Raw genomic sequence first — 23,787 nt, 5'->3', positions numbered from 1 at the left:
CGCATTTTTTTAAATCTCATCCGATGGATGAGATTACCAAGAATGGAACCCTTGGTAATCCCATAAGCTAAAAATTAGGGATTTATTCAGCAGGCATTAAATAGATCCACACAGAGATATGATGAAAAGGAGGCGAAAGGAAGAGGCAATCTTCCTGATACTATGAAAAATCAAATGGTCGCAATGATATTAGCTGGAGGGCAAGGCACTCGGCTAGGGAAATTGACGCGCGAAACTGCCAAACCGGCCGTTCCGTTCGGCGGAAAATATCGCATAATCGATTTTGCTTTAAGCAACTGTGCTAACTCAGGCATCAATAAAGTTGGGGTTGTAACACAATACCAGCCTTTGGAATTGAATGAACACATCGGAAATGGTGAGTCGTGGGGACTGACTGGCAGAGATGGTGGAGTGACTATCCTTCAGCCTTATTCAAGTGCAGATGGCGAAAAGTGGTTCAAGGGGACCGCGCATGCCATTTATCAGAACATCGCTTACATCGACAGATACAACCCTGAATACGTCTTGGTATTGTCCGGGGACCATATCTACAAGATGGACTACTCCCATATGTTGGAATTCCATATTGCGCACAATGCCAGCTTGACTGTTGGTGTCATCCCTGTTCCGATGGAAGAAGCGCCACGTTTCGGAATCATGAACACTGATCAGACAAACCGCATCATCGAATTCGACGAGAAACCGAAAGAACCGAAAAGCAATCTGGCCTCAATGGGGATCTACATCTTCAATTGGCAAGTACTGCGTAAATATTTGGTGGAAGATCAAGCGAAACAGCGCGAAATGGAAGATTTCGGCAAAAACGTTATCCCGACCTATCTTGAAAACGGCGAAAATTGCTTTGCATATGCATTTGATGGTTATTGGAAAGATGTCGGTACGATCGAAAGCCTTTGGGAAGCGAATATGGAATTCCTCGATCCGGAACATTCCCTAAATATCCGTGACGAAGAATGGCGCATCTATTCGAAAAATCCGGTATCCCCTCCGCAATTTTTGACAGAGTCATCTGATGTGACGGACTCCATGGTCGTTGATGGTTGCTACGTTGCAGGCGAAATCACCCATTCGATCCTCTCCCAGAACGTTCGCGTCGGTAACGGATCAGTTGTCCGGGATAGTCTCGTTATGGCAAATGTTACGATCGGTGAAAATGTCACAATCGAGCATGCCATCATTGGGGAAAATGCTAAAATCGCCGACAATGCAAATGTCATCGGCAAGAATGGTGAAATCGAAGTTGTTGGTTATGCTGAAGTTATAGGAGGACTGAAAGATGAAGATGAATAGTATCTGTGCCATTTTAAATTTGACCGAGGACGAGACAGCCTTAAACCCTTTGACGAGTGTCCGCCCGATTGCCTCATTGCCATTCGCTAGCCGTTATCGCCTGATTGACTTCAATCTTTCAAGCATCAGCCATGCTGAAATCAAATCGGTGGGTATGTTCATCGCCGGAAGCGGCCGTTCGGTCTACGATCATATCCGCAGCGGATCCATTTGGGATCTTGAGTCCGGCCTGGCCGGCGGGATATTCACTTATTCCCAACAATTGCTCAAAGCTATCCAGGAGAAAAATGGCGATGCACCGGATTTTTATATGAACCATAAGGAATTCATCGAGCGCTCCAGAGGCGAATACGTTGTCATCATGGGCAGTAAAATCTTGGCCAACGTCGACATCAAAGCCGTCATGCAGCATCATTTGGCGAAGGAGGGCGACATCACTGTCGTCTATAAGAGCCTTCCAAAAGCATTCCTGGAAAACAGACCGCATGAAAAAGTATTGAAGATCGATCGTGACGAATATCTGTTGCACTTGACTGATGCAAAAGATGCCCCTGAAGATCTTGAGCGCCTTGCAATGAACATGAATATGTACTTCATGAGAGCGGATAAGATGCTGGAATTGATCCAGCGGGCTGAACTTGAAGGCCTGACACTGGATTCGGATAAACTGATCGAACACTATCTTCCGGAATACCAAGTCAACACTTATGAATATACAGGGTACATGGCGAACATCGATTCCATCGATGCCTACTTCAAGGCGAATATGGAAATGCTGGAAAAAAACAAGTTTTCAGCGCTGTTCCATGGCAGCCAAAGCGTCATCACAAAAGTGAAGAACGGTGCGCCAACTTATTATTCGAAAGGCGCTCATGTGAGAAATTCCCAATTCGCTACTGGGTGCGTCATTGAAGGGACAGTCGTGGATTCCTTGATCTTCCGTAAAGTCAATATCGCTAAGGATGCCGAAGTTCGCAACAGTATGGTTATGCAAGGATCGCGGATCGGTGAAGGCGCAGTCCTCGAATATTGCATTCTGGACAAGAATGTGACTATCGGACCCGGCGTCACTTTGAAAGGCACGAAAGATAATCTAGTTGTCATCGAAAAAAATAAAACAATCACTGTCTAGAAAGAAGGATGCGCACGATGAAAATTTTATTTGCCGCTAGTGAGGCCGCTCCTTTTTTCAAAACAGGCGGTCTCGGCGATGTCGCGTACGCATTGCCGAAGGAATTAGTGAAACAAGGCGTGGATATCAGGGTAGTGCTTCCGTACTACTCGACCATGCCGGAAAAATACAAAGCGGACATTGAAGAAGTATTGCATTTCCGCGTACAAGTCGGCTGGAAAAGCATGTACTGTGGCATAAAATCCTTGAAACTGGACGGTGTGACGTACTATTTCATCGATAATCAGGCTTATTTCAATCGTCCCTCCTTGTACGGTCAAATGGACGATGCCGAAAGATTCGGTTTCTTCTCCTTGGCGATCTGCGAAATGATGGAAAAGATTGACTTCATTCCGGATGTTGTTCATGTGAATGACTGGCATACGGCTATGGTTCCGGTCCTGCTTGTGGATAAATATCACTGGATCGAAGCCTATCAAGGCATCCGCAAAGTCATCACGATCCACAATATCCGTTTCCAAGGCGTCTACGATCCTTCCATTTTGACGAGCATCTTCGGGACAGGCATGAACACCTACCATGAAGCTGGCGTTAAGTATTATGAGAACGTCAACTTCATGAAAGGCGGCATCAATTTTTCCGATGTCGTCACGACGGTCAGCCCGTCTTATGCCAATGAGATCCAAACGCAGGAATTCGGTGAAGGGCTCGAGGGAACACTCCAGTACAACAGTTGGAAGATCAAAGGAATCATCAATGGTATCGATTACGATGTCAATGATCCGGAAACCGATCCGAAACTGGAATACCATTTCTCTGCCGACGATTTGTCCGGTAAAGCCAAAAACAAAGCGGCCCTGCAGGAACGTTTGGGATTGGAAGTGAATCCCGATATCCCACTGATCACAAGCGTCGGACGCTTGACGGATCAGAAAGGCTATCAACTTGTTCAGGAAAAAACCGAAGAACTATTGAATTCACGTGATGTACAGGTTGCGATACTCGGAACAGGCGAAGCGGAATACGAAAATTCATTCCGTTACTTTGCCGCCAAATACCCTGATCGCTTTGCGGCGGTCATCGATTTTGATATTTCCTTGGCGCAACAGATGTACGCAGGCGCGGATCTGTTCCTGATGCCTTCCGCGTTTGAACCTTGTGGCTTGTCGCAAATGATTTCCTTGCGCTATGGTACTTTACCGATTGTGCATGAAACAGGTGGACTGAAGGATACGGTTGTTCCTTACAATGCCTATACAGGTGAAGGAACTGGCTTTACCTTCATGGACTTCAGCGGTTATGCACTGTTGGGTACCATCTATCGCGCGCTGGATGTATATGAGAACCAACCGAAAGCATGGGCAGTAATGGTTCGCGAAGCGATGAGCCGCGATTTCAGCTGGGAAGAACCCGCTAAGGATTATCTGGACGTTTATCGGTCATTAGTAAACGAATAAGAGGAGTTGAAAGCATATATGGCATTTGACGTTCAAGAATTCAAAAAAGAATACCAAAAAAAGTTTGAAGAATTATTTGCATATGGTTATGAATCGGGTTCAAAAACGGAGCAGTTCATTGCGCTTGGGGACTTGGTCCGTGGACGTTATTCCGAGGATTGGATCCAAACTACATCGGAATATAACCAGAAACAAGAAAAGCAAATCTATTACTTCTCGATGGAATTTCTGCCGGGAAGGATGCTGAAAAGTAATCTGCTGAACATGGGTATATTGGATTGTGTCAAACAAGGCATGGAAGAGCTAGGCTTGGACTTGGATGAGGTGGCGCGTGCCGAAGTCGATCCGGCTTTGGGGAACGGAGGTCTTGGTCGGTTGGCATCCTGCTTCATGGATTCGATCGCATCGACCGGCCTTGCCGGAAACGGCAACGGAATCCGTTACCGTTACGGTCTTTTTAAACAGAAATTCATCAACGGCTATCAGATCGAATTGCCTGAGAATTGGTTGCGCAACCGGAATGTTTGGGAAGTCCGCAAGGAGAACAAGGCCGTCATCGTCCGTTTCGGCGGAGATGTCAGCTTTACGCAGGATGGGGACGGCAAATTGCGTGTGCATCATGAAAATACCCGGGATATCCTTGCGGTTCCTTACGATACGGCTCAAGTAGGCTACAATAATGGCGTAGTCAACAATCTGCGCCTCTGGTCAGCGGAAATCCCTTATGGAGATGAAGCGCGTTTTTCGACGGAAGAACAACGTGAAGAAGTGAAACGCATCACCGAAGTGTTGTACCCGGATGACTCAAACTATGAAGGACGGCTTCTGCGTGTCCAACAGGAATACTTCTTCTCATCCGCCGGTGTTCAGAGCATCGTCCGTTATTTTAAACGGTTGAATCTGGATTGGAGCCTTTTCCCGGATAAAATCGCAATCCACATCAATGATACCCACCCGACTTTGGCAATTCCTGAGTTGATGCGGATTTTGTTGGACGAGGAAGGGTTGACGTGGGATCAAGCGTGGGAAATCACGAAGAAAACAGTCAGCTATACCAACCACACGATTCTCCAGGAAGCGATGGAGCGTTGGCCGGAAACGATGATTGCGGATCTGTTGCCGCGCATTTACCAGATCATCCAAGAAATTAACCGCCGCCATATCGACAAAAAGACGCCTTTATATGGGGAAGAATTATCCCAGCGCACTGCCATCATCGCCAATGGCCAGATCAAGATGGCCAACCTTGCCATCATCGGCAGCCATAGCGTCAACGGTGTAGCCAAACTGCATACGGATATCCTGATGGCTGACACGCTGCACGACTTCTACGTCATGTATCCGCAAAAATTCAACAACAAAACGAACGGCATCACGCAAAGGCGTTGGGTGCAGATCGCTAATGAAAATCTGACCGCTTTACTCGATGAGACGATCGGTACGGAATGGAAGAGCGATCCGGAAGAAATCAAAATTCTGAAGGCGCATCGCGATAACAAGGTTGTTCTGGACAAGCTTGAGCAAGTCAAACTGGCGAACAAAAAACGTTTTGCGGCCTATGCGCTGAAAGAAATGAATCTCGAAATCGATCCGACTGCCTTGTTCGATGTGCAGATCAAACGATTGCATGCCTACAAACGCCAGCTCCTCAACGTTCTGCATATTTTGGACAGATATCTGCAACTGAAGGATAATCCGAAAATCAATCTGCAGAAACGTGTCTTCATCTTTGGTGCTAAAGCTGCCCCTAGCTATTATTACGCGAAACAGATCATCAAGCTGATCAACGCGATTGCGGATATGGTCAATAACGACCCTACCCTCAACGACAAAATCAAGATTGCTTTCGTGGAGAACTACGGCGTGTCGTTGGCAGAATTGATCATCCCAGCTGCCGATATCAGCGAACAGATCTCTCTTGCAGGCAAGGAGGCTTCCGGCACAAGCAACATGAAGCTGATGTCGAACGGTGCCATCACGATGGCGACATTGGACGGAGCCAATGTTGAAATACGTGATCATGTGGGCGACGACAACATCTTCATCTTCGGACTGAAGAGCGATGAAGTGCAGGAATACTACCGCAATGGCGTATACAATTCAAGGGATATCTACGAAAAGAATCCGCGATTGAAACGAATCCTGAACCTGCTTATTGATGGAACGATTCCAGGCGTCGATACTGAAGCCCGGGATATCTTCGATTCGTTGGTCATGTACAATGACGAGTATTTCCTGCTGAAGGATTTTGACAGCTACCTGCAAGCGCAATATGAGGCGGATAAGGCATTTTCCGACAGAGACAGATGGAATCGCATGGCACTGATGAATATTGCAAGCTCAGGGCCATTTTCATCAGATTACACGATTCTGCGTTATGCGGATGAAATCTGGAAGATCAAGCCACAAACCTGACCGGATGTTGACTAAAAGAAAGCAAGGACTGCCTCGAGAAAAAGGGGCAGTCCTTGCTTTTGGTCATACAGTAGGAAACTATTAAATTTTTCGAATTGAAAAGTGCTTCACCGTAGGTGTTACACGGGTCTCCAAAATGTTTCATGCCATTAAATTTGATGGCCAGCTTCACGGGTAAGCCCTTCAGAAAAGGAAAAAGGAACCTCTTGTCTCTACGAGCCAAGACATCCTGTTCGACTTGTCATGGTTCTTGTCATCTATGATGACTTAGAGACGTGATACAACTGACCGGCACGGTCACGTTGCTACCGCTCAGCTTTTCTTATTCAGTTATCGGCTTCGCGTTTGAAGTAGAGTTCTTGTTCCTCCGCCTCATCATAGATGGTCAGGGTAGGGGACGTATCTTTCTTCAGAATCAGGTAATAGCCGAAATGGTCGCGGAAGACCAATTCGTTTGGTTTGGCTTCTTCAAGCGTCGCCTTTAATTTTTTGTTGTTCAGGAGAATCTCCAGATTATCAGTAATTTCAACCTTCAAGGACTGAGCGTCATTTTTCCATGTGCCGATATAAGGGGTGTACGATGTTGCTAGGCTCTTACCGGCATTTCGGTTCGACTTGAACAAAGCAGAGCTGATGCTTGCGATTACGGATAATCCGACGACGATCCTCCAAGAATTATTTTTTTTCACTGATTTGAAACCTCCTACAATAAGTTAACTCATAGTATATTCCTTTTTTTGCAAATGGCCATAGCATTAACAATACAAATATGTTACAAATGATGTAAAGTTTGAAAAGGTAATTGCCATAGCCGTGATATGATGATATTCTAAAGCATAAATGAAAATACAATTACAAAATTAAAAAATCATTAAAGAAATCAAGCGAGGAAGTGTTCGGTTTGAAGGTTATTAAATTTGGCGGGAGTTCCCTTGCGAATGGGACTCAATTGAAAAAGGTATTGCAAATTGTGAAAGATGACGCAGACAGAAGAATCGTGGTCGTCTCGGCGCCCGGAAAGCGCAATGACTCGGACGAAAAAGTTACGGACCTGTTGATCAAGTTGGCTGATGAGGTGAAAAATAAAGAAGATCATCAAAAAACGCTGAAGACAATCTTGAAAAGATATCAAGATATCGTCGATGAGTTGGAAATCGATCCGAGTGTTATGGACATCATTTCCAAAAACTATGAGAAATTGATCCAGACAAAATTCTACAACGAATTGTATGCGTTGGATGCCTACAAAGCAAGCGGTGAAGACAACAGCGCTGTCCTTGTAGCCGCATTTTTCAATAAAGAGGGAATCCCTGCCAAATACGTCAACCCGAAGGATGCCGGCCTTTTGGTAACCGACAACCCAGGGAATGCACGGGTATTGCCGGAATCTTTCAAGAATCTTTATGCATTGCGGGATTCGAAAGAAATCATCGTGTTCCCGGGCTTCTTCGGGTACACGAAAGATGGACAATTACTAACCTTCTCAAGAGGGGGATCGGATATCTCCGGTGCAATCGTCGCCAATGGTGTCAAAGCGAGCCTGTATGAAAACTTCACGGACGTTGATGCCATTTATGTGGCAAACCCTAAAATGGTCAAGCACCCTAAAAAAATTAAACAATTGACCTATCGTGAAATGCGTGAACTGTCCTACAGCGGATTTTCGGTTTTCCATGATGAAGCTCTGCAACCGGCATTCAGCGCCGGAATTCCGGTAGTCGTCAAAAACACCAATAATCCGTCTGCTCCAGGAACCAGCATCACCAGAACGAAACCTGAAAACAAACAAATTGTTTCCGGGATTGCGAGCTCGACCGGCTTCATGAGCATTTACATCGGTAAATACCTGATGAACCGCGAAGTCGGATTCGGCCGCAAAGTGTTGCAGATTTTCGAAGATTTCAACTTGAACTTTGAGCACATGCCATCCGGTATCGATGATTTGTCGATCATCCTGCGCGCTAATCAGATTACGATCCAGCAGGAACAAGAGTTGTTGTACCGTTTGAAGAATGAATTGGAAGCGGACGATGTTCAGGTCAAAGGCGGCATCTGTTTATTGATGATCGTCGGCGAAGGTATGGTCAATTCCGTTGGTACAGTTGCGAAAGCATGTACCGCATTAGCTGAAGCGGACATCAACCTGGAAATGATCAACCAAGGTTCATCTGAAGTCAGCATCATGTTCGGCATCAACGAAAAGGATGAAGCCCGAGCAGTCAAAGTGCTGTACGACGCATTCTTCCCGGCTAAGAAAGACTAAACCAGAATATCGGGCTGTGGCTGTTTCGTTTCGAAGCAGCCACAGCTTTTTACTTGTTTTTCGTGATTACAATAGGGATGTTTACTCTGGAACTCCGGTAAACAGAGGCTTTACCGGAGTTCATGCTTCAGCGTATTTTTGTCCATCGGCGAGGATATCTTTGCCGGGGGTCAGGTCAACAGCCACAGGTCTTCTCCGGGAAGCGAGTGCCTTACCGGAGATGCGCAACTTGATTCCGGTGGTGAGCTCCCGTTCACGATATAAGCGAAAAAAGGGAAGTATTCGGAGTCATAAACCCGAACGCTTCCCTTTTTGTGTTTATTTTTCGTGTGCGAGTCCGGAGCCCGCAGTCTTACCGGCAGTTGCTGAAGTGCTCTGTATATGGTGGGTAGGGATTTTCGCAAGAAGCCTCAGACTGTTCAGGATGACCAGGATTGTGCTGCCCTCGTGTCCAATGACCCCGAGCGGAAGGTTGATGACTTGGAACAGATTAGACAGGATCAGGATAAGGATGACGGTGATCGAAAAGATGATGTTCTGCATGGTGATTTTTTTCAGCTTCTTCGACAATCCATAACAATATTCCAACTTGTCAAGTTCGCTCTTCATCAGAACGACATCAGCCGTTTCCATGGCGATGTCCGTTCCTTCGCCCATAGCGATGCCGATGTCGGCGTTCGCTAGTGCGGGTGCGTCGTTTACGCCATCTCCGACCATCCCGACCAGTTTATACTTATTCTGAAGATCTTTCAGGATAGTAGTTTTATCTTCGGGAAGACAATTTGCGCGGATTTCATCCACTCCCAATTGTTTGCCGATCGTCTGTCCAGTCGCTTCATTGTCGCCGGTGATCATGATGGTATGGACACCATTGGCTTTGAAAAAGGCGATCATGTCTTTTGCTTCTGGCTTGGGCGTATCCAATAAAGCGTAATAGGCCACGACTTTGTCATCCTGGGAAACGTAAATGACGGTCTTTCCTTCGTTCTGTAGCGCGAAGGCTTCCTGTACGAACGGAGGCTCATCCAATTCATCATTTACGACAAAAGTCTTTTTGCCGATTTTCCAGTGGCTGCCGAATGCTTCACCGGCCAATCCGAAGCCGGTAAGGTCCTGGATTGAATCCATCTGGGACTTCACATATTCCTTCGTATCGAGATGTTGGACCAGAGCGGAGGCAATCGGGTGGGTCGAGGAATGTTCCAAAGCATAGACGACTGACATGATGTGCTTTTCATCCGTGCCTGCCAGATAGCTGGCTTCTGTAACTACGGGTTTTCCTTCCGTCAGTGTGCCTGTTTTATCGAATGCGATGCAATCCATCGCCGAAAAGTTTTCGATCGCGATGCCACCTTTGAAGAGGATACCGCGTTTGGCTGCATTGGAAATGGCGGAAAGGACAGCCGGAGTGGCCGACGCCACCAATGCGCAAGGGGAGGCGACAGTCAACAGTACCATGCCGCGGTAGAATGATTCATTCCAACCCCAATCCAGTAGGAAATAAAAGACGGCAATCATGACTGGAACAAAAACGAGAACAATTTTGACATAAGTATTTTCGATGCGGTTGATGAAGCTTGCCGTCTTCGAAGGGGTCTTTTGTGCTTCTTCGACCATGCGGATAATTTTGGCGAAGAGGGTATCTTTGGACTCCTTCGAGACAGTCATCGTCAATGCTTCGCTCAGATTGATTGTACTGCCGAAGATATCATCGCCGACAGTCTTTTCGACAGGGACGGACTCTCCTGAAATGGCTGCTTCATCGATCAGCCCTTGGCCCGATGCGATCGTACCATCAATCGGGATGCTGGCGCCTTTAGGGACCAATAAAGTATCGCCGACTTTGAGTTCTTTGACTGCGACTTCCTCGATTGAGCCGTCCGGGTTAATGCGTTTTGCGATTTCAGGAACAATATTCATCAATGCAGTGATTGCTTGGGTACTTTTATCGGTCGCGTACTCCTCCAACGAACCGGATAACGAGAAGATAAAGATGAGCAATGCGCCTTCCATCCAGTAGCCGATCAAAGAGGCGCCAACTGCTGCAAGCACCATCAATATGTCGACGTTCAGGTGTTTATTTTCAACTGTATCGATGAATCCTTCTTTTGCTTGTTTATAGCCGCCTATGATGAACGATAACACGAAAATGATGGCTGCAGCTGTATCAAAGTTTTGCCATTGCAACACAATGCCAAGAATGATAAGAATGCCGCTGATCATAGTTGCAATCATCGCTTTATTCTTGAATAAGTCTTTCATGAATGACACTCCTTTCTCTTATGCATCCATGATAGCACTAAAAAAAGCTAGATTATAATCATTATAATCAAACGGAAATGAATCTCATTCTCAATGTCCATACATTCGACACAATTCAAAAGGCGGAAAATTGGGAACAGCAATAAAATACGAACATGACGTATAATCGGCAGATTATAATCATTATCAATAAGCAGGTCTGCATCCTCAGGAGAAAAAATAAAAACTATCTCAAGAAGAGCGATGTCATCGAATCAAGCAATTGGTCAACTGAAAAAAGCGAGTATGCATAAAAATGCATTCCCGCTTTTTTTGACTATGAGACCAAATTGTTGAATGGTCCTCAGTTATTCGATAATTTCGGTCAGAAATGATGTGAAATTGTTGAATGTTTCTCAACATTCGATAATCTCGGCTTAATCGGGAATCAAGTTGTCGGATCCACCGCAACTATTCGACAATTTGGCATGCCGCACGGAGCACCGCTTCTGAATTTTGATCGCCAATCTCCTCGTCCTGTTTCCCATCGCCGCTTACTCGTCAATACACTTAAGTTAATGACAAATAAGAGGATGGCAAAACTTGATTATCAGACAAACAGGAAATAAATCAGGACGACGGCCCCAAGGACAATCCGGTACCAACCGAACGCTTTGAAGTCATTGCGTTTCAGGTAACCGATCAGGAACTTGATTGCGACGATCGAAACGAGAAAAGCCGTGACCATGCCTGATAAAAGGACGGCGAATTCAAGTCCGGTAAAGTCGAAACCGAATTTGATGATCTTCAAAAAGCTGATCCCGAACATGATCGGAATGCTCATGAAGAAAGAGAACTCCGTCGCGATGAAGCGCGAAGTGCCCAACACTATGCTACCAAGGATAGAAGAACCTGAGCGCGAAGTGCCCGGAATAATTGAGAGTGCTTGGAACAACCCAATCTGGAAAGCCTTCATATAGGACAACTCGCTGAATTCAGTGATGCTTGGTTCGCGGTCTTTATGCTTGTTTTCGATGACGATGAACAAAATTCCGTAAATGATCAGCGCCAGGGCCACGACTGTTGCGTTCAGTAGGTTCTCGTCCGCCCAATCATTCAGGGGCAGTCCGATGACGCCAGCCGGGATGCAACCGATGACAACTTTTTTCCAGATATCCCAAGTCTGTGTTTTTTCTTCCTTCGTTTTGCTTGGGGAGAAGGGATTCAGTTTGTGAAAATAGATGACGACTACCGCAAGGATTGCACCCAGCTGAATCACGTAGAAGAACATCTCCTTGAATGCTTGCGAAAGATCCAATTGGATGAACTCTTCAACCAGGATCATGTGGCCCGTGCTGCTGATGGGCAGCCATTCGGTTATGCCCTCCACGATGCCGAGGATGATTGCTTTCAGTATTTCCATAAATTCCATATAATATCCTTTCTGTTGTGCATTTTTTTGATACTTCACCATCTAGTATAGCGAAATGAAAAAGATTATCCAATCCTTTTCAAGGATTCTTAAGGAAATGAATGAACGCTTTCGAATGTAAGCGATGCAAAATAAATTCACAATACTGAACTGTTTATGGTAAAATAAATGTATACTAATTTTAACATGAAGCTCATTTAAAAAAAGGAAGAGGCGATAGCATGTTTGGCTTTTTTAAGAAGGATGATAAAAAGGGGAAAATACCTGTTGAGAATGAAATCTTATATTCACCTGCCAATGGTGTAGTAGTACCTGTTTCGGATGTTGCAGACCCAGTGTTTTCCCAAAAAATGATGGGAGACGGATTCGCGGTCATTCCTGCTGACGGAAACATCTATTCACCAGCAAAAGGAAAAGTCTTGAGCGTATTCCCTACAAAGCATGCGGTAGGCATCCTGTTGGACAGCGGTTTGGAACTTTTGCTGCACATGGGATTGGATACGGTTGAACTGAACGGGAAACCATTTGAAATCTTCGTGAAAGAAGGGCAAGCCCTTACTGCTGATACCTTGATTGCAAAAGTTGACCTGGCGCAATTGCAGGAAGCCGGAAAAGATTCCGCGATGGTCGTCGTGATCACAAACATGGACAAAGTCAAAAACTTCATCCTGGATGTGACCGGAGAGACTGCCGTCAAAGCAGAAATCGGAAGCGTTCTGCCGAAGGAATAACAGAAAATGTAAGAAAAGCGGAACGGATTCCTTTTTCCTTTTCCGAAGCGCCTACCCGTGAAGCTGGCCATCACATTTGATGACATGAAACATGTTGCGAATCTGTGAAACGCTTATGGTGAAGCACTTTTAAATTCGAAAAAAGTTATACCTTCCTAGTTATGTAAAAAAAGCTTCATCCGGTAAACATCCGGCTGAAGCTTTTTTGATTTGCGGGCAAGGCACTGCCTCTCAGCCTGTTGTACCTTCATGACGCACGAAAATACAGCAATCAGTCTGCTGAACGATGATTGAAGAAGTACGAACAGTTGAGGAAATCCCGGCAGGTTTGCTGAATGGAGATCGGAGAAAAATGAATAGCCGATGCCACCGCGTGCTGTCGGTTGAACAGCAACGGATGTTATCCAAACAACCGAGATAGCGACTTTTTTCCAACTGCCAAGCCGTTAAGGCCGTTCCAATGAAAAAATCTCCCCGAGCTTGGAATAATCGTTGCCTGCCAACCTTGCCACCGGCTCCAACTTGTCGGCCAAAATGTATTGTTTATCCTGATCGAACACCGATTCATCAAAAAGGAAATCTCTGACGCGGAGAATGAACAGATCCGTCAGTACCTGGCCTTCAGCATTCGCCAATGGCACATATTGATGTACTGTGGTTTCCATGCGGATTTTCGCTTCTTTGATGGCAGGAACAGTGATGGTGTGGCTGGAAGTCAACGTCAATTCCGTCAGATCAATTTCGCTCTCTGTGTCCGGCAGCTGGGCGGCCGTTCTGTTCATCTCCTCAACCAATTCTTCGCTGACGATATGGACGACAGCTTGTTTGGAAGCCAAAAGATTTTTGGCGGAATCCTTGATTTTTCCGTCGTTCCTCAGAATGGCCACACTGATCAGCGGCAGTACATTCGAGGCGACGCTGAAGAAACTGAATGGAGCGGCATTGACGACCTTTGACTCCGGATTCTGGGTGGTGATCCAGGCAATCGGGCGGGGGACGACGCTCCCGGTCAAAAATTTGTACATCTGTTTTGTGGTAAGTTCTTCGGTGTTGAAATGTTGCATGGGCTCACTTCTTTCTTTTCAGGATATTGGATTCGATTGCATTGCGTTTTGGTTCCAGAAAATCAGGAAGGGCAAACGCTTCTCCAAGATTTTCCAGGGTTTCGTCAAGTGTAAAGCCAGGTTGCTCGGTTGCTATTTCGATGCGCAATCCGCTCGGTTCACGCAGATATAGGCTTTGAAAGTAACCGCGGTCGATGATTTTTTCAACGGTGATTTCTTTTTCCTTTGCCTTGTCCAGGATACTATCCAGATCTTTACGCTCCGGAACGCTGTATGCGATGTGGTCGATGGCACCTTTGCCGAGACGGGAAGGCTTCAGGCTGACGGATTGGATCAGCCGACTTTCTTCATCCCGGGAAGACAAGGGGTGGGCAACGTGGTCCTGCAATTTCATGCCTAACACATCGCGGAAAAAGTCCTCCGTTTTTTTCAAGTTGGACACCGTGTAATGGATGCCCTGGATTCCGATGATCTGGTGTTCTGCAGGCACCTCGCTGTGGCGTGTTGCCTGATCGGGAGAAATAACTTCGGACACCTCAATCAAGCTGATTTTCATGCCGTCAGGATCAAGGAAAGTGGAGCCTGCTTCATCGTTTTCAACGAATGGAATGGCCCGCTCGGTAAGCCGCTTGTTCCAGAACGGAAGGCTGCCTCGAGGGATCTTCAGAATGACCTCATGGATGAAACTGTTTTCTTCATGGCGTTGGCCGACTCTCGGCAACTCGAAAAAGGTCAATATTGTTCCTGGGGTTCCGTGATAGTCCCCGTAAAAAAGGTGAGGATCGGTCAAGTTTTCCTGATTGACCGTCTGTTTGACGAGACGCAAACCTAGGGTATCGGTGTAAAAGGTTTTGTTCTTCTCCGCATCTTTGGTGATGGCGGTGAGATGGTGAAAACCGGTAATCATATAAGCTCCAACCTCCGTTCAAAAGATACATACAACGAGTATACAGGAGAGTGCCTCAGCGAGGTAACTATTTTGCTCAGCTGTGCCAATAACCAAAAACCCCCCAAGTTCATCCGAACGTGGAGGGAAATGTATGAAGTCTAGTAGAACACGCAAACGCACTCAGGCGCGTAGACGTCCTTTTGCAGCAACGTCAATTTACCTGTTTCTGCATCGCGCTCGAACAAAGTCAGGTTATCGGAATCCTGATGAGCTACAATCACGAATTGGCCGCTTGGATCCAGGTTGAAGTCGCGTGGGATGTTGCCTTCGGTAGGGACATACTCCACCAAAGACAATGTTTCGCCGTCTTCGGATACGGCATAGACGACCAATGAGTCATGACCACGGTTGGAAGCATAAACGAATTTTCCGTCAGCGGAAATGCGGATGGCCGCGCCACCGTTGAAACCGGTATGCTCTTCAGGGATGGTCGTGATGACTTGCAGTAACGAGAAAGTGCCTGTTGTTGCATCATAAGCCAACACCTCAACATCGCTGCTCAACTCACCGAACATGTAAGCCACTTTACCGTTTGGATGGAAAACCAAATGACGAGGGCCTGTCCCTGGAGTCGCTTTATAACGGGCAACTTCCGCCAGTTTGCCTTCATCAGAAACCGTGTAGGTGTAAACTTCGTCGGTACCCAAATCGCAAGCCAACAAGAATTTCTTGTCCGGAGATAGCGCGCTGTAATGCACATGCGGGATTGTTTGATTTTCATGGATGCTCGAACCCTCATGTTGTGCGCGGTCCGTCATTGTGAATGAACCATCAGCGTTCTCTTCGTATACTGTCAGATAGCCGCCATGGTAGTTGGCAGTAAAGATCAATTTCTTATCTTCGTCATAATAAATATAGCAAGGTGCAGAACCTTCAGCAGAAATTTCGCCCACCTTGTCATAGATGCCGTTTTCATTTTTTTTGAAAGAAGTGATGCCGCCACCCTCATCCGTTTTGGAAATTGTGTACAGCGTTTCTTTGTCGGAAGATAAATCCAGGTAAGTAGGGCTGTCGACTTCCGCAATCAAACGATAATCACGCAATTCTTTTTTTTCGGTGTCCAAAATGATTTGATGAACCCCTATGCTTTCTCTTTTCGTGTAAGAGCCAAGATATAAAATTTGTTCCATTCAATGACCTCCTAAATATTATGATAATTCCATTATAACAAATGCCCTACACAATGACAGAGAAAAAAGCTTTTCAGGCAAATAAACTTGGTTTCAATGGCATAATCGATGGTATGCCCAATAAACTGTGATAGAATAGAAATTGTAAAAAGTGTTTGAAAAGGGGATATGTAAATGCAAAGCAAAGTAGTTCAAATTGGAGAAAAAGCAATAGATAGCAAGGAACCGATGATCATTCTGTTTGATGACAGTGCAACGGAACCCTTGCAGGAGGTTTCCGTTATCCATCGTTTTGTGGAACCACAGGAATGGTTCGAACTGGCGGATGGCGATCGGATTTTGTTCGATGATCAAGAATACCGCATATCCTACATTGGCTCCCATGTGCTGAAGAATCTGCAGTCAATCGGCCATACGACCATGATTTTCAAAAACTGGGAAGAAGAACGCCTGGAAACAAGCATCTACTTGACGCCTTACATTTTGCCGACAATAACGGATGGCACTACCATTACCTATAAGAAGAAAGATTGAAGGTGACCCAAATGGAAAGAGCTCCGCGTAGAGGAACGAAATCCGGAAATCGTTTGTCGTGGTTCGAAAAGTGGTTTCTGAACAATAAATTCGTGACTGTTCTGCTGATTACCTTGCTGATTCTGCTGATCATCTTGGTATTTTCAAAAATATCCTATCTTTTGGGGCCAATCGGCAGTTTCTTCAGTGTCATCGGCTTTCCGCTGATAATGGCTGGTATTTTTTACTACATGTTGAATCCCATGGTAACGCTGATGGAGAAAAGAGGCATCAAACGCTTTGTTGGGATTTGGATTGCATTTGTGTTTGTGCTGTTGCTGATTATTTGGGGCGTTGCAATCCTGATTCCGATCATCCGCGATCAGACGATAGGGATTGTCCGTGAATTTCCTGCTTATTGGCAGGCAATCGAAAGCATGACAATTGAATTCATCAATTATGATTGGTTCACTTCCTTGCAGGAACAGATAAATCAAATCAATGCGGACATCTTCAACACTGTTTCCGAGAAGCTGAACGAAGTATTGTCAAATACGGTCAGCGGGTTGGGCAGCGTCGTAGGAATTTTGACGAACGCGTTTGTGGGAATCATCACGATGCCGATCATTCTGTATTACCTGCTCACGGAAGGGGAAAAGTTGCCGCAGAGTTTTCTGCAATTCTTTCCAACAAATCTGCGGGAGTCGATCGGCGAACTGTTGAGGAAAATCAACACGCAGATCAGTCAATACGTGCGAGGCCAGATTACTGTCGCCTTCTTTGTCGGCTTGATGTTCGTCATCGGCTATGCCATTATCGGAATGAAATTCGGCATCGTCCTGGGGATACTCGCAGGCTTCCTGAACATCATCCCTTACATGGGTTCCTTCATTGCGATGGTGCCTGCGGTGATTGTGGCGATAGTGGATTCACCGCTGATGTTGGCAAAAGTGCTGTTGGTTTTCTCGATCGAGCAATTCATCGAGGGACGGGTCATTTCGCCGCAAGTACTTGGCAGCAATCTCGAGGTCCATCCCGTCACGATCATCTTCGTTTTGCTCACGGCAGGAAAACTGTTCGGGCTGACCGGCTTCATCCTGGGCATTCCCGGATATGCTGTCTTCAAAGTTCTGCTCATGCATATCTTCGAATGGTACAAGGAAATTTCCGGATTGTACCTGGATGAACCGGACGAACCTGAAGCGGAAGAAGGCCCGGTCGAGGATTATCCCCAAGAATAACCGAGATAAGAAGGAGTGATTAATAATGAACAAAAAGAGGTGGATAGCGGTCGCAATCGCGCTTGTGCTTTTCGTGGCGTCTTTGGGTTCGCAATTCCTTTCATCCCGTTTGGCCGACCAAACGGAGGATTCGCTCAGTCAACTTACCGGCAACCTGATTCCGGGGACGAGCCTGCAGGAAAACGTTCTGGAAAGCGGTGATGCCGGCAATCGGATCGCGGTGCTGCATATCGAGGGCACCATCCAATCAGGGGCGGGCAGCATGCTGACGGACGGATCAAGCTATGATCACGATCTTTTTTTGGAGCAATTGAAAGCCATCGAAGAGGATGACACCGTCAAGGGGATTTTCCTGATTGTGGACAGTCCGGGCGGCGGTGTGTATGAGAGCGCGGAGGCGCACGATAAGTTGTACCGCATAGCTGCCGAGAAGGAAATTCCGGTCTATGCCTCGATGCAAGGTACGGCCGCAAGCGGAGGCTACTACATTTCTGCCGGTGCGGACAAAATCTATGCTACCGCCGAAACGACTACTGGTTCGATCGGTGTCATCATGCAGGCAATCGAGTACTCCGGCTTGCTTGAAAAGTTGGGGATCGAATACAACACGATCAAATCCGGCAGCCTTAAGGACATCGGATCGCCGGATCGGGATATGACGGAGGAGGAGCGTGCATTGCTTCAGGCTTATGTCGATGAGGCTTATCAGCGTTTCGTCACTGTCGTATCGGCAGGAAGGGATATGCCGGAAGAAGAGGTCCGTGCAGTCGCAAACGGCATGATCTATTCCGGTACGCAAGCGCAGTCGCTCGGATTGGTGGATGAGATTGCCTACACGGACGATGCGCTGATAGCGATGAAAGCTGCCTACGAACTGGAGGATGCCGAAGTGTTTGATTATACTTCGACACCTGGATTGTTTTCCGATTTTTCTTGGTTGTTCGCCCAGGCGGCGGCCAAACTGACGAGCCAGGAAAACCAGACGCTTTCTGAACTGCAGCTGCTCCGTGACACTTTCGGGACAACAGCTGCTCCGAGATTGCTTTATCTCTACGGAGGTGAGTGATGATGGAAGAGCAAATCACTTCGCATGAAGAGCGCTTGGAAGAAATCCGGAAAAAGAAAGCAGATTGGATCGAAGCCGAGCGGTTGTCCGATCAGCAGGAACGCCCGTTTCACCGCTATCCGGATTACGTCTTCGCCGGTTTTTGGATCCGACTGTTTGCCTATCTTGTCGATCTGTTGATTGTACAGACCTTGATCGCGATCCTAATCAAGCCATTCTTCGCCTTGGGAGGAATCGGTATGGATGGAGGTTCTCCTTTCACGCTGTACGGTTTTTTCCAATTGCTGGTCTTGGCAGGGTATTTCGTACTGATGACGAAATACACGAATGGGCAAACACTTGGTAAAATGATTTTCGGAATCCGTGTCGTCTGCTTCAAAGAAGAGAAACTCAGTTGGCCGACCATCCTGATCCGCGAAGGCGTCGGCCGCTATATCGGCAATACTGTGGCTGTGATTTACCTGGTCGCTGCTTTCCAAAACAAAAAACAACATCCAATCGATATGCTTTGCGATACGTCGGTCGTGACGGAAAACAGCATCAGGGCTTTACAAGAAAGTTACTAAGGGATGATAGGGTAAATAGGGGATACGACTGGTGGTTATCGGTCGCACCCCCTTTTTGTGTTCTGCAGATCTGGTCGGTTTGGGTGCGGAAGCGGTGGAGAGCGTGAATAATGGCGTGGAACTCCTGTGAAGCCGTCATCCACCGGAGCAGGGCGGCAAAATACAAACTGTCCTTCTGTTAGGCCCAGCTCATCGGAGGACAGACACAAATGTTGGTCAGTCTTCCGACGAAAACTTTCTTAACCGGAGGATGAACGACCTTATAACTGCCTCCTGGTTTCACGCTTGCAAATCCCACAACTAATGTTATACTTGTTATATAACGAACAGGAGGGGTAAAAATGTTCATCGAAATTCTTCCGAACAGCGATACGCCGATTTACACGCAATTGATGTACCAAATCAAAATAGGCATCCTCAAACGGGAATGGTCTTTCGGCGATGGATTGCCGAGCGTCCGTAGTCTGGCCGGCGAATTGGGCATCAATATGCACACGGTGAATAAAGCCTATAATCTGTTGGCGGACGAAGGCGTCCTAGTGAAAAATCAGAAAGGCTATTTCGTCAGCGAACGCGCAATGATGGCTTCCAATGATCACACGAAAGCGGCGATCCAGGATAAGCTCAAGGAAATTCTGATCGACAAACAAATTTTTGAGGTCACAGACGAAACATTCCGCGGATGGCTGAATGAAATCGAGAAAGAGTTGGAAGGAGAGGAGAAAGCGCATGCTGATCTTTAGTTGGTTTATGATGATTCTGTTTTTGGTTATCGGGGTCGTAAATGGGATTACACCTTATTATAGCCGCTTGGGTACGCCGTTTGGGATTTCGGTTCCGACATCCCATCAGAAGGATCCTTATGTTTTGAAGCTGAAAAAAGCATTCCTTTATCAAAATGTTATCGGTAGCATACTGCCTAGCTGCGCCAATCTTTTTCTTTCTTCTGTGGGATGAAGGAGAGCAAGTGGAGATGGTCACCAGCATCTATGTGACGATTGCGATGTTCGTCTTCATCTTCCTTTCCTTCTTGCTGTACTTGCAGAAACGGAAACAGCTCCGCAGTTGGAAAGAAGCGAATGGCATCAGAATAGAGGGAAAAAAGGCAAAAATAGTCATCGATACCGCCTATCAAAAGGACCTGAAGGTGGTCTCCCATTCGGTCTTCGTTTCGGCGCAGCTGTTCATCCTGTTGGTGACGGTAGCAGTCACACTGTATTTCTATGATCAGATACCTGAACAGTTTCCGGTTCACTGGAACAGTTCGAACGAGCCGGATCGGATCGTCGATAAGTCATACGTGAATGTATTCATGTTACCGGCGATCCAATTGTTGATGATTCCGATGATGTTTTTCAGCCACTATTCCTTCATCAAATCGAAGCAGAAGATTTCGCCGTATCTGTCCGACCTGTCTAGTAAACAGAGCAAATTGTTCCGCCAAGCTTGGTCCTTTTACTTCCTGGTCGTGACAGTGCTGACGCAACTCCTGTTGAGTGGTATACATTTCTTTTCCTTGTTCTTTGCAGACAAGGGTGCCCAATGGATCCTCGGCATGACGATTCCGTTTGTGGTCATCATAGTCGGATACAGCGTTTATCTGACCTGGAAATACGGCCAAGGCGGCGAAAAGTTGTTCCTGAATGAAGCGGGGGAATTGCCGGATGAAGTGACGGAAGCGGATGAAGAGCGCTTTTGGAAGTGGGGTGTTTGGTATTACAACCCAGAAGATCCATCCATATTTGTCGAAAAACGTTTTGGCATCGGAAGCACGCTGAACATGGCGAGATGGCAATCCTGGGCGTTCATCGTAGGTCTGTTGGTGTTTGTGGTGCTGACTATCATCCTTTCGTATGCGATGGAATAGGGACCTTTTTAAAAAGGAAACAGCGGGTTTCATCATGCTGGTGCAACCTTTTTTGTGAAGTCGCACTCATCGGGATGCAAGCAGTTGTCGGATAAAGCGAAAGAATCCGACAAGCAGTCCGCTACAGCCAAAAAGAAGGAAGAGGAGCTGTCCCGTCACGCGGCAGCTCCTCTTCCTTCTTTTTACTTCTAATTTTTTTTGTTGTGCTGGGCAATGGCCATATCGACGATGCGGTTTGCCAAGTGGATGTTGCGGACCAATAGAGGACCGTGGAAATAGGAACAGAAGACATTTTTGTAGCGCGCGCCTTCAGTCTTATCTTCACCATTGTTGCCCATCCCTTTTTCGACTTTTCCGAGCGGACGCATGTTTTCGCCGAGGAAGGTCCGTCCGTTATGGTTTTCGAAGCCTTCATAGGTTTCGTTGAATTCCGCGCTGCGGATTGTGATGTCGCCGATGAAACGATTATTGTCCTGGCTCAGGGTGTAGTGGTCCAAGGCGCTGATGCCGGGGATTTTATTCCCGGATGCATCCATGTAATAGTGACCCAACAATTGGTAGCCACCACAGATGGCCAACAAAACGCCATCGTTTTCGATATATTCTTTGATTCCTTCTGCCTTGTTCTGGATGTCTTTAGAAACGATGAACTGTTCGTAATCCTGGCCTCCTCCGAAAAAGACGAGGTCATATTTATCGGGATCGAACGGTTGGTCCAAACTGATGATTTCCGTCTCGAAATCGACGCCTTTTTCACGGGCACAGTACTGGAGCATCAATAGATTCCCATTGTCGCCGTATGTGTTCAGCAGGTTGCCGTACAAGTGGCAAATACGTAGTCGCATTTATTTCATCCTTTCCGCTATATAGCCTTGGTTCGCCAGCTCTTTACGGAGTTGCAGCACAGCGGTGTAAGTTGCCATCACGTAGATTTTTTTCGTCGGAGCCTGTTTGAAGGCTTTGATGACATCCGTGATTTCCGGCAAAACTTCAAGCTTTTCTTCCGGAATGCCGGCAACCTTCATCCGTAAAGTCAACTCTTTTTGACGGATGCCGCTGACGGTCACTTTGGGGATATCAAACTCCAAAAACTTCTCATAATTCCCGTCCCAGATCCAGCTGACATCGGTTCCGTCTGCCGGGCGGTCATTCAGGATTGAGACGACGCTGAAAGGCTCCTCTTCATAATGCAGAAGATCGATGACCTGATTCAGGCCGACCGGATTTTTGATCAGGTTCAGGATGATTTCCTTGTCGTCGACGGTGATCGTTTCTTGTCGGCCGAATTTTTGCTGGGCTGCCGAGAAACCGGCTTGGATTTCTTCCGGAGTCAATCCGAAATATTTGCCGACCGAATAGGCAGCCAAGGCGTTGTAGACATTGTACAGACCGGCGACATTTGTATGGAATGGATGGCCATCTATCTCAAAGGAAGAACTCTTGTGCGTCAGTTTGTTCACTTTGGTTACAGCGTAAGCCAATTCCGGACGTTTGAAATCGCAATGTGGGCAGTAATATTTCCCAAGGTTGCTGTAGGTATTGAATTTGTAGCGCAAAATGTGTTGGCATTTCGGACAGAGCACGCCGTCCGTGTTGTAATGCGCCAAAGTATCGCCATCCGGCTCATGGTTGAAACCGAAATAGATCTGCTTGTTCACCAACTCTTTGGAATTGAAGATCGGGCTGTCTCCGTTCGCCAGGATGACGGCATCAGGAGCCAAAGCAGCGCCATCAATCATTTTCTGATAAATCGTATAGATCTCTCCGAAACGGTCCATCTGATCGCGGAATACATTCGTGTTCACGATGACTTTCGGCTTGATGAATTTCGTCACTTTGACAAGGCTGGCTTCATCGACCTCAAGAACAGCAAAGGCTCTTTCCTTTTTGATTTTGCGCGAATAGCCTTCCAGGAACGTGGAGATGATGCCTTGTTCCATGTTGGCTCCGGTCGGATTCGTCAGAATATGCGGGTATTTTTGTTGCAGGACATGATAAGTCAACGATGTCGTCAGCGTCTTGCCGTTCGTGCCGGTGATGATGACCACATCAAAATTTTCGGAAAGGTGCTGTAGGACGTCGGGATCCAACTTGACGGCCAGTTTGCCGGGCAGACTGGTTCCGCCTTTGGTGAATGTCTGAAGAACCCACTGGGCGATTTTGCCGATATTGATTGCTAGTGAACCGCGGATAGTCAAATAAATTCGCTCCTTACTTATGTATCTCTTGCCATCATAGCATATAACAAGGCTTTTTTCGATAGCGTTAGTATAGCAGAATTTGCCGGGATTGAATATTTTTAGATTCCTCATGTATGTGTCAATCTTTTCTATGCAAAGTTCAGAAACCTTACGTGTACTGCCTATTTAGAAATGTTTTAATATTGTCCCTGCAGCTTCGGCGCGCGTC

General features: G+C 46.6%; 20 protein-coding genes. 12 read left to right on the top strand and 8 right to left on the bottom strand.

The features are described from left to right. Nucleotides 1–162: 162 nt before the first annotated feature. From ACTCCX_RS10910 to ACTCCX_RS10895, 4 genes are read left to right on the top strand one after another with little or no spacing between them, the layout of a single operon-like run. Nucleotides 163–1,311: a glucose-1-phosphate adenylyltransferase gene (locus ACTCCX_RS10910; protein WP_463276018.1), complete on the top strand. Its 1,149-nt coding sequence runs from the start codon at nucleotides 163–165 to the stop codon at nucleotides 1,309–1,311. After that, nucleotides 1,298–2,443: a glucose-1-phosphate adenylyltransferase subunit GlgD gene (gene glgD, locus ACTCCX_RS10905; protein WP_463276017.1), complete on the top strand. Its 1,146-nt coding sequence runs from the start codon at nucleotides 1,298–1,300 to the stop codon at nucleotides 2,441–2,443. The genes ACTCCX_RS10910 and glgD overlap by 14 nt, the downstream gene beginning before the upstream one ends. A 17-nt stretch (nucleotides 2,444–2,460) precedes the next feature. Then, nucleotides 2,461–3,900, top strand: coding sequence for a glycogen synthase GlgA (glgA, locus tag ACTCCX_RS10900; protein ID WP_463276016.1), 1,440 nt, complete (start codon nucleotides 2,461–2,463; stop codon nucleotides 3,898–3,900). A gap of 18 nt (nucleotides 3,901–3,918) precedes the next feature. Continuing rightward, a complete protein-coding gene (locus ACTCCX_RS10895; RefSeq protein ID WP_463276015.1) occupies nucleotides 3,919–6,315 on the top strand; it encodes a glycogen/starch/alpha-glucan phosphorylase in 2,397 nt (798 codons plus the stop codon). 326 nt (nucleotides 6,316–6,641) lie between these two features. Here ACTCCX_RS10895 and ACTCCX_RS10890 read toward each other — a convergent pair whose 3' ends face one another. Then, nucleotides 6,642–7,004 carry a DUF4828 domain-containing protein gene (locus ACTCCX_RS10890; RefSeq protein WP_463276014.1) on the bottom strand — a complete coding sequence of 121 codons (363 nt, stop codon included), beginning with the start codon at nucleotides 7,002–7,004 and terminating at the stop codon, nucleotides 6,642–6,644. Between the two features lie 212 nt (nucleotides 7,005–7,216). Between ACTCCX_RS10890 and ACTCCX_RS10885 the strand changes: the two genes are divergently transcribed. Then, nucleotides 7,217–8,578, top strand: a complete 1,362-nt coding sequence (locus tag ACTCCX_RS10885) for an aspartate kinase (RefSeq protein WP_463276013.1) — start codon at nucleotides 7,217–7,219, stop codon at nucleotides 8,576–8,578. Between the two features lie 318 nt (nucleotides 8,579–8,896). Here the strand turns inward: ACTCCX_RS10885 and ACTCCX_RS10880 are convergent, their stop codons facing one another. Together ACTCCX_RS10880 and ACTCCX_RS10875 are read right to left on the bottom strand one after the other, a co-directional pair. Continuing rightward, on the bottom strand, nucleotides 8,897–10,840 hold the full coding sequence (locus ACTCCX_RS10880; protein ID WP_463276012.1) for a heavy metal translocating P-type ATPase: 1,944 nt from the start codon (nucleotides 10,838–10,840) through the stop codon (nucleotides 8,897–8,899). 589 nt (nucleotides 10,841–11,429) lie between these two features. Next, entirely contained in the window at nucleotides 11,430–12,251 is an 822-nt protein-coding gene (locus ACTCCX_RS10875) for an undecaprenyl-diphosphate phosphatase (RefSeq protein ID WP_463276011.1), read from the bottom strand. A 221-nt stretch (nucleotides 12,252–12,472) separates the two neighbouring features. Between ACTCCX_RS10875 and ACTCCX_RS10870 the strand changes: the two genes are divergently transcribed. Continuing rightward, entirely contained in the window at nucleotides 12,473–12,982 is a 510-nt protein-coding gene (locus ACTCCX_RS10870) for a PTS sugar transporter subunit IIA (protein WP_463276010.1), read from the top strand. 446 nt (nucleotides 12,983–13,428) lie between these two features. Here the strand turns inward: ACTCCX_RS10870 and ACTCCX_RS10865 are convergent, their stop codons facing one another. From ACTCCX_RS10865 to ACTCCX_RS10855, 3 genes are all read right to left on the bottom strand, one after another. Further along, nucleotides 13,429–14,046: a flavin reductase family protein gene (locus ACTCCX_RS10865; RefSeq protein ID WP_463276009.1), complete on the bottom strand. Its 618-nt coding sequence runs from the start codon at nucleotides 14,044–14,046 to the stop codon at nucleotides 13,429–13,431. Between the two features lie 4 nt (nucleotides 14,047–14,050). Then, on the bottom strand, nucleotides 14,051–14,953 hold the full coding sequence (locus ACTCCX_RS10860) for a VOC family protein (RefSeq protein WP_463276008.1): 903 nt from the start codon (nucleotides 14,951–14,953) through the stop codon (nucleotides 14,051–14,053). 140 nt (nucleotides 14,954–15,093) lie between these two features. After that, nucleotides 15,094–16,125, bottom strand: a complete 1,032-nt coding sequence (locus tag ACTCCX_RS10855; protein ID WP_463276007.1) for a lactonase family protein — start codon at nucleotides 16,123–16,125, stop codon at nucleotides 15,094–15,096. A gap of 174 nt (nucleotides 16,126–16,299) precedes the next feature. Between ACTCCX_RS10855 and ACTCCX_RS10850 the strand changes: the two genes are divergently transcribed. From ACTCCX_RS10850 to ACTCCX_RS10825, 6 genes are all read left to right on the top strand, one after another. After that, nucleotides 16,300–16,659, top strand: coding sequence for a PTS glucitol/sorbitol transporter subunit IIA (locus ACTCCX_RS10850; RefSeq protein ID WP_463276006.1), 360 nt, complete (start codon nucleotides 16,300–16,302; stop codon nucleotides 16,657–16,659). Between the two features lie 11 nt (nucleotides 16,660–16,670). Next, complete coding sequence (locus tag ACTCCX_RS10845) at nucleotides 16,671–17,879, top strand: AI-2E family transporter (protein WP_463276005.1); 1,209 nt, start codon at nucleotides 16,671–16,673, stop codon at nucleotides 17,877–17,879. A gap of 25 nt (nucleotides 17,880–17,904) precedes the next feature. Then, on the top strand, nucleotides 17,905–18,945 hold the full coding sequence (sppA, locus tag ACTCCX_RS10840) for a signal peptide peptidase SppA (protein ID WP_463276004.1): 1,041 nt from the start codon (nucleotides 17,905–17,907) through the stop codon (nucleotides 18,943–18,945). After that, a complete protein-coding gene (locus tag ACTCCX_RS10835) occupies nucleotides 18,945–19,511 on the top strand; it encodes an RDD family protein (RefSeq protein ID WP_463276003.1) in 567 nt (188 codons plus the stop codon). Before sppA ends, ACTCCX_RS10835 begins: the two co-directional genes overlap by 1 nt. 341 nt (nucleotides 19,512–19,852) lie before the next feature. After that, nucleotides 19,853–20,254, top strand: coding sequence for a GntR family transcriptional regulator (locus ACTCCX_RS10830; RefSeq protein ID WP_463276002.1), 402 nt, complete (start codon nucleotides 19,853–19,855; stop codon nucleotides 20,252–20,254). A 230-nt stretch (nucleotides 20,255–20,484) separates the two neighbouring features. Further along, nucleotides 20,485–21,378 (top strand): DUF1648 domain-containing protein, encoded by an 894-nt coding sequence (locus tag ACTCCX_RS10825; protein ID WP_463276001.1) that lies wholly within the window; start codon nucleotides 20,485–20,487, stop codon nucleotides 21,376–21,378. A gap of 188 nt (nucleotides 21,379–21,566) precedes the next feature. Here ACTCCX_RS10825 and ACTCCX_RS10820 read toward each other — a convergent pair whose 3' ends face one another. After that, nucleotides 21,567–22,223, bottom strand: a complete 657-nt coding sequence (locus ACTCCX_RS10820; RefSeq protein ID WP_463276000.1) for a type 1 glutamine amidotransferase — start codon at nucleotides 22,221–22,223, stop codon at nucleotides 21,567–21,569. Continuing rightward, nucleotides 22,224–23,576, bottom strand: a complete 1,353-nt coding sequence (locus ACTCCX_RS10815; RefSeq protein WP_463275999.1) for a MurT ligase domain-containing protein — start codon at nucleotides 23,574–23,576, stop codon at nucleotides 22,224–22,226. Nucleotides 23,577–23,787 lie beyond the last annotated feature (211 nt).

This window comes from Trichococcus sp., assembly GCF_055118575.1.
This window is presented reverse-complemented; position numbering and strand designations above follow the sequence as displayed.

Excerpts from the sequence above, each read along its gene's own strand:
- ACTCCX_RS10910 (WP_463276018.1), top strand. The coding sequence starts at position 163 with ATGAAAAATCAAATGGTCGCAATGATATTAGCTGGAGGGCAAGGCACT.
- glgD (WP_463276017.1), top strand. The coding sequence starts at position 1,298 with ATGAAGATGAATAGTATCTGTGCCATTTTAAATTTGACCGAGGACGAG.
- glgA (WP_463276016.1), top strand. The coding sequence starts at position 2,461 with ATGAAAATTTTATTTGCCGCTAGTGAGGCCGCTCCTTTTTTCAAAACA.
- ACTCCX_RS10895 (WP_463276015.1), top strand. The coding sequence starts at position 3,919 with ATGGCATTTGACGTTCAAGAATTCAAAAAAGAATACCAAAAAAAGTTT.
- ACTCCX_RS10880 (WP_463276012.1), bottom strand. The coding sequence starts at position 10,840 with ATGAAAGACTTATTCAAGAATAAAGCGATGATTGCAACTATGATCAGC.
- ACTCCX_RS10875 (WP_463276011.1), bottom strand. The coding sequence starts at position 12,251 with ATGGAATTTATGGAAATACTGAAAGCAATCATCCTCGGCATCGTGGAG.
- ACTCCX_RS10870 (WP_463276010.1), top strand. The coding sequence starts at position 12,473 with ATGTTTGGCTTTTTTAAGAAGGATGATAAAAAGGGGAAAATACCTGTT.
- ACTCCX_RS10865 (WP_463276009.1), bottom strand. The coding sequence starts at position 14,046 with ATGCAACATTTCAACACCGAAGAACTTACCACAAAACAGATGTACAAA.
- ACTCCX_RS10860 (WP_463276008.1), bottom strand. The coding sequence starts at position 14,953 with ATGATTACCGGTTTTCACCATCTCACCGCCATCACCAAAGATGCGGAG.
- ACTCCX_RS10855 (WP_463276007.1), bottom strand. The coding sequence starts at position 16,125 with ATGGAACAAATTTTATATCTTGGCTCTTACACGAAAAGAGAAAGCATA.
- ACTCCX_RS10850 (WP_463276006.1), top strand. The coding sequence starts at position 16,300 with ATGCAAAGCAAAGTAGTTCAAATTGGAGAAAAAGCAATAGATAGCAAG.
- ACTCCX_RS10845 (WP_463276005.1), top strand. The coding sequence starts at position 16,671 with ATGGAAAGAGCTCCGCGTAGAGGAACGAAATCCGGAAATCGTTTGTCG.
- sppA (WP_463276004.1), top strand. The coding sequence starts at position 17,905 with ATGAACAAAAAGAGGTGGATAGCGGTCGCAATCGCGCTTGTGCTTTTC.
- ACTCCX_RS10835 (WP_463276003.1), top strand. The coding sequence starts at position 18,945 with ATGATGGAAGAGCAAATCACTTCGCATGAAGAGCGCTTGGAAGAAATC.
- ACTCCX_RS10830 (WP_463276002.1), top strand. The coding sequence starts at position 19,853 with ATGTTCATCGAAATTCTTCCGAACAGCGATACGCCGATTTACACGCAA.
- ACTCCX_RS10825 (WP_463276001.1), top strand. The coding sequence starts at position 20,485 with ATGGTCACCAGCATCTATGTGACGATTGCGATGTTCGTCTTCATCTTC.
- ACTCCX_RS10820 (WP_463276000.1), bottom strand. The coding sequence starts at position 22,223 with ATGCGACTACGTATTTGCCACTTGTACGGCAACCTGCTGAACACATAC.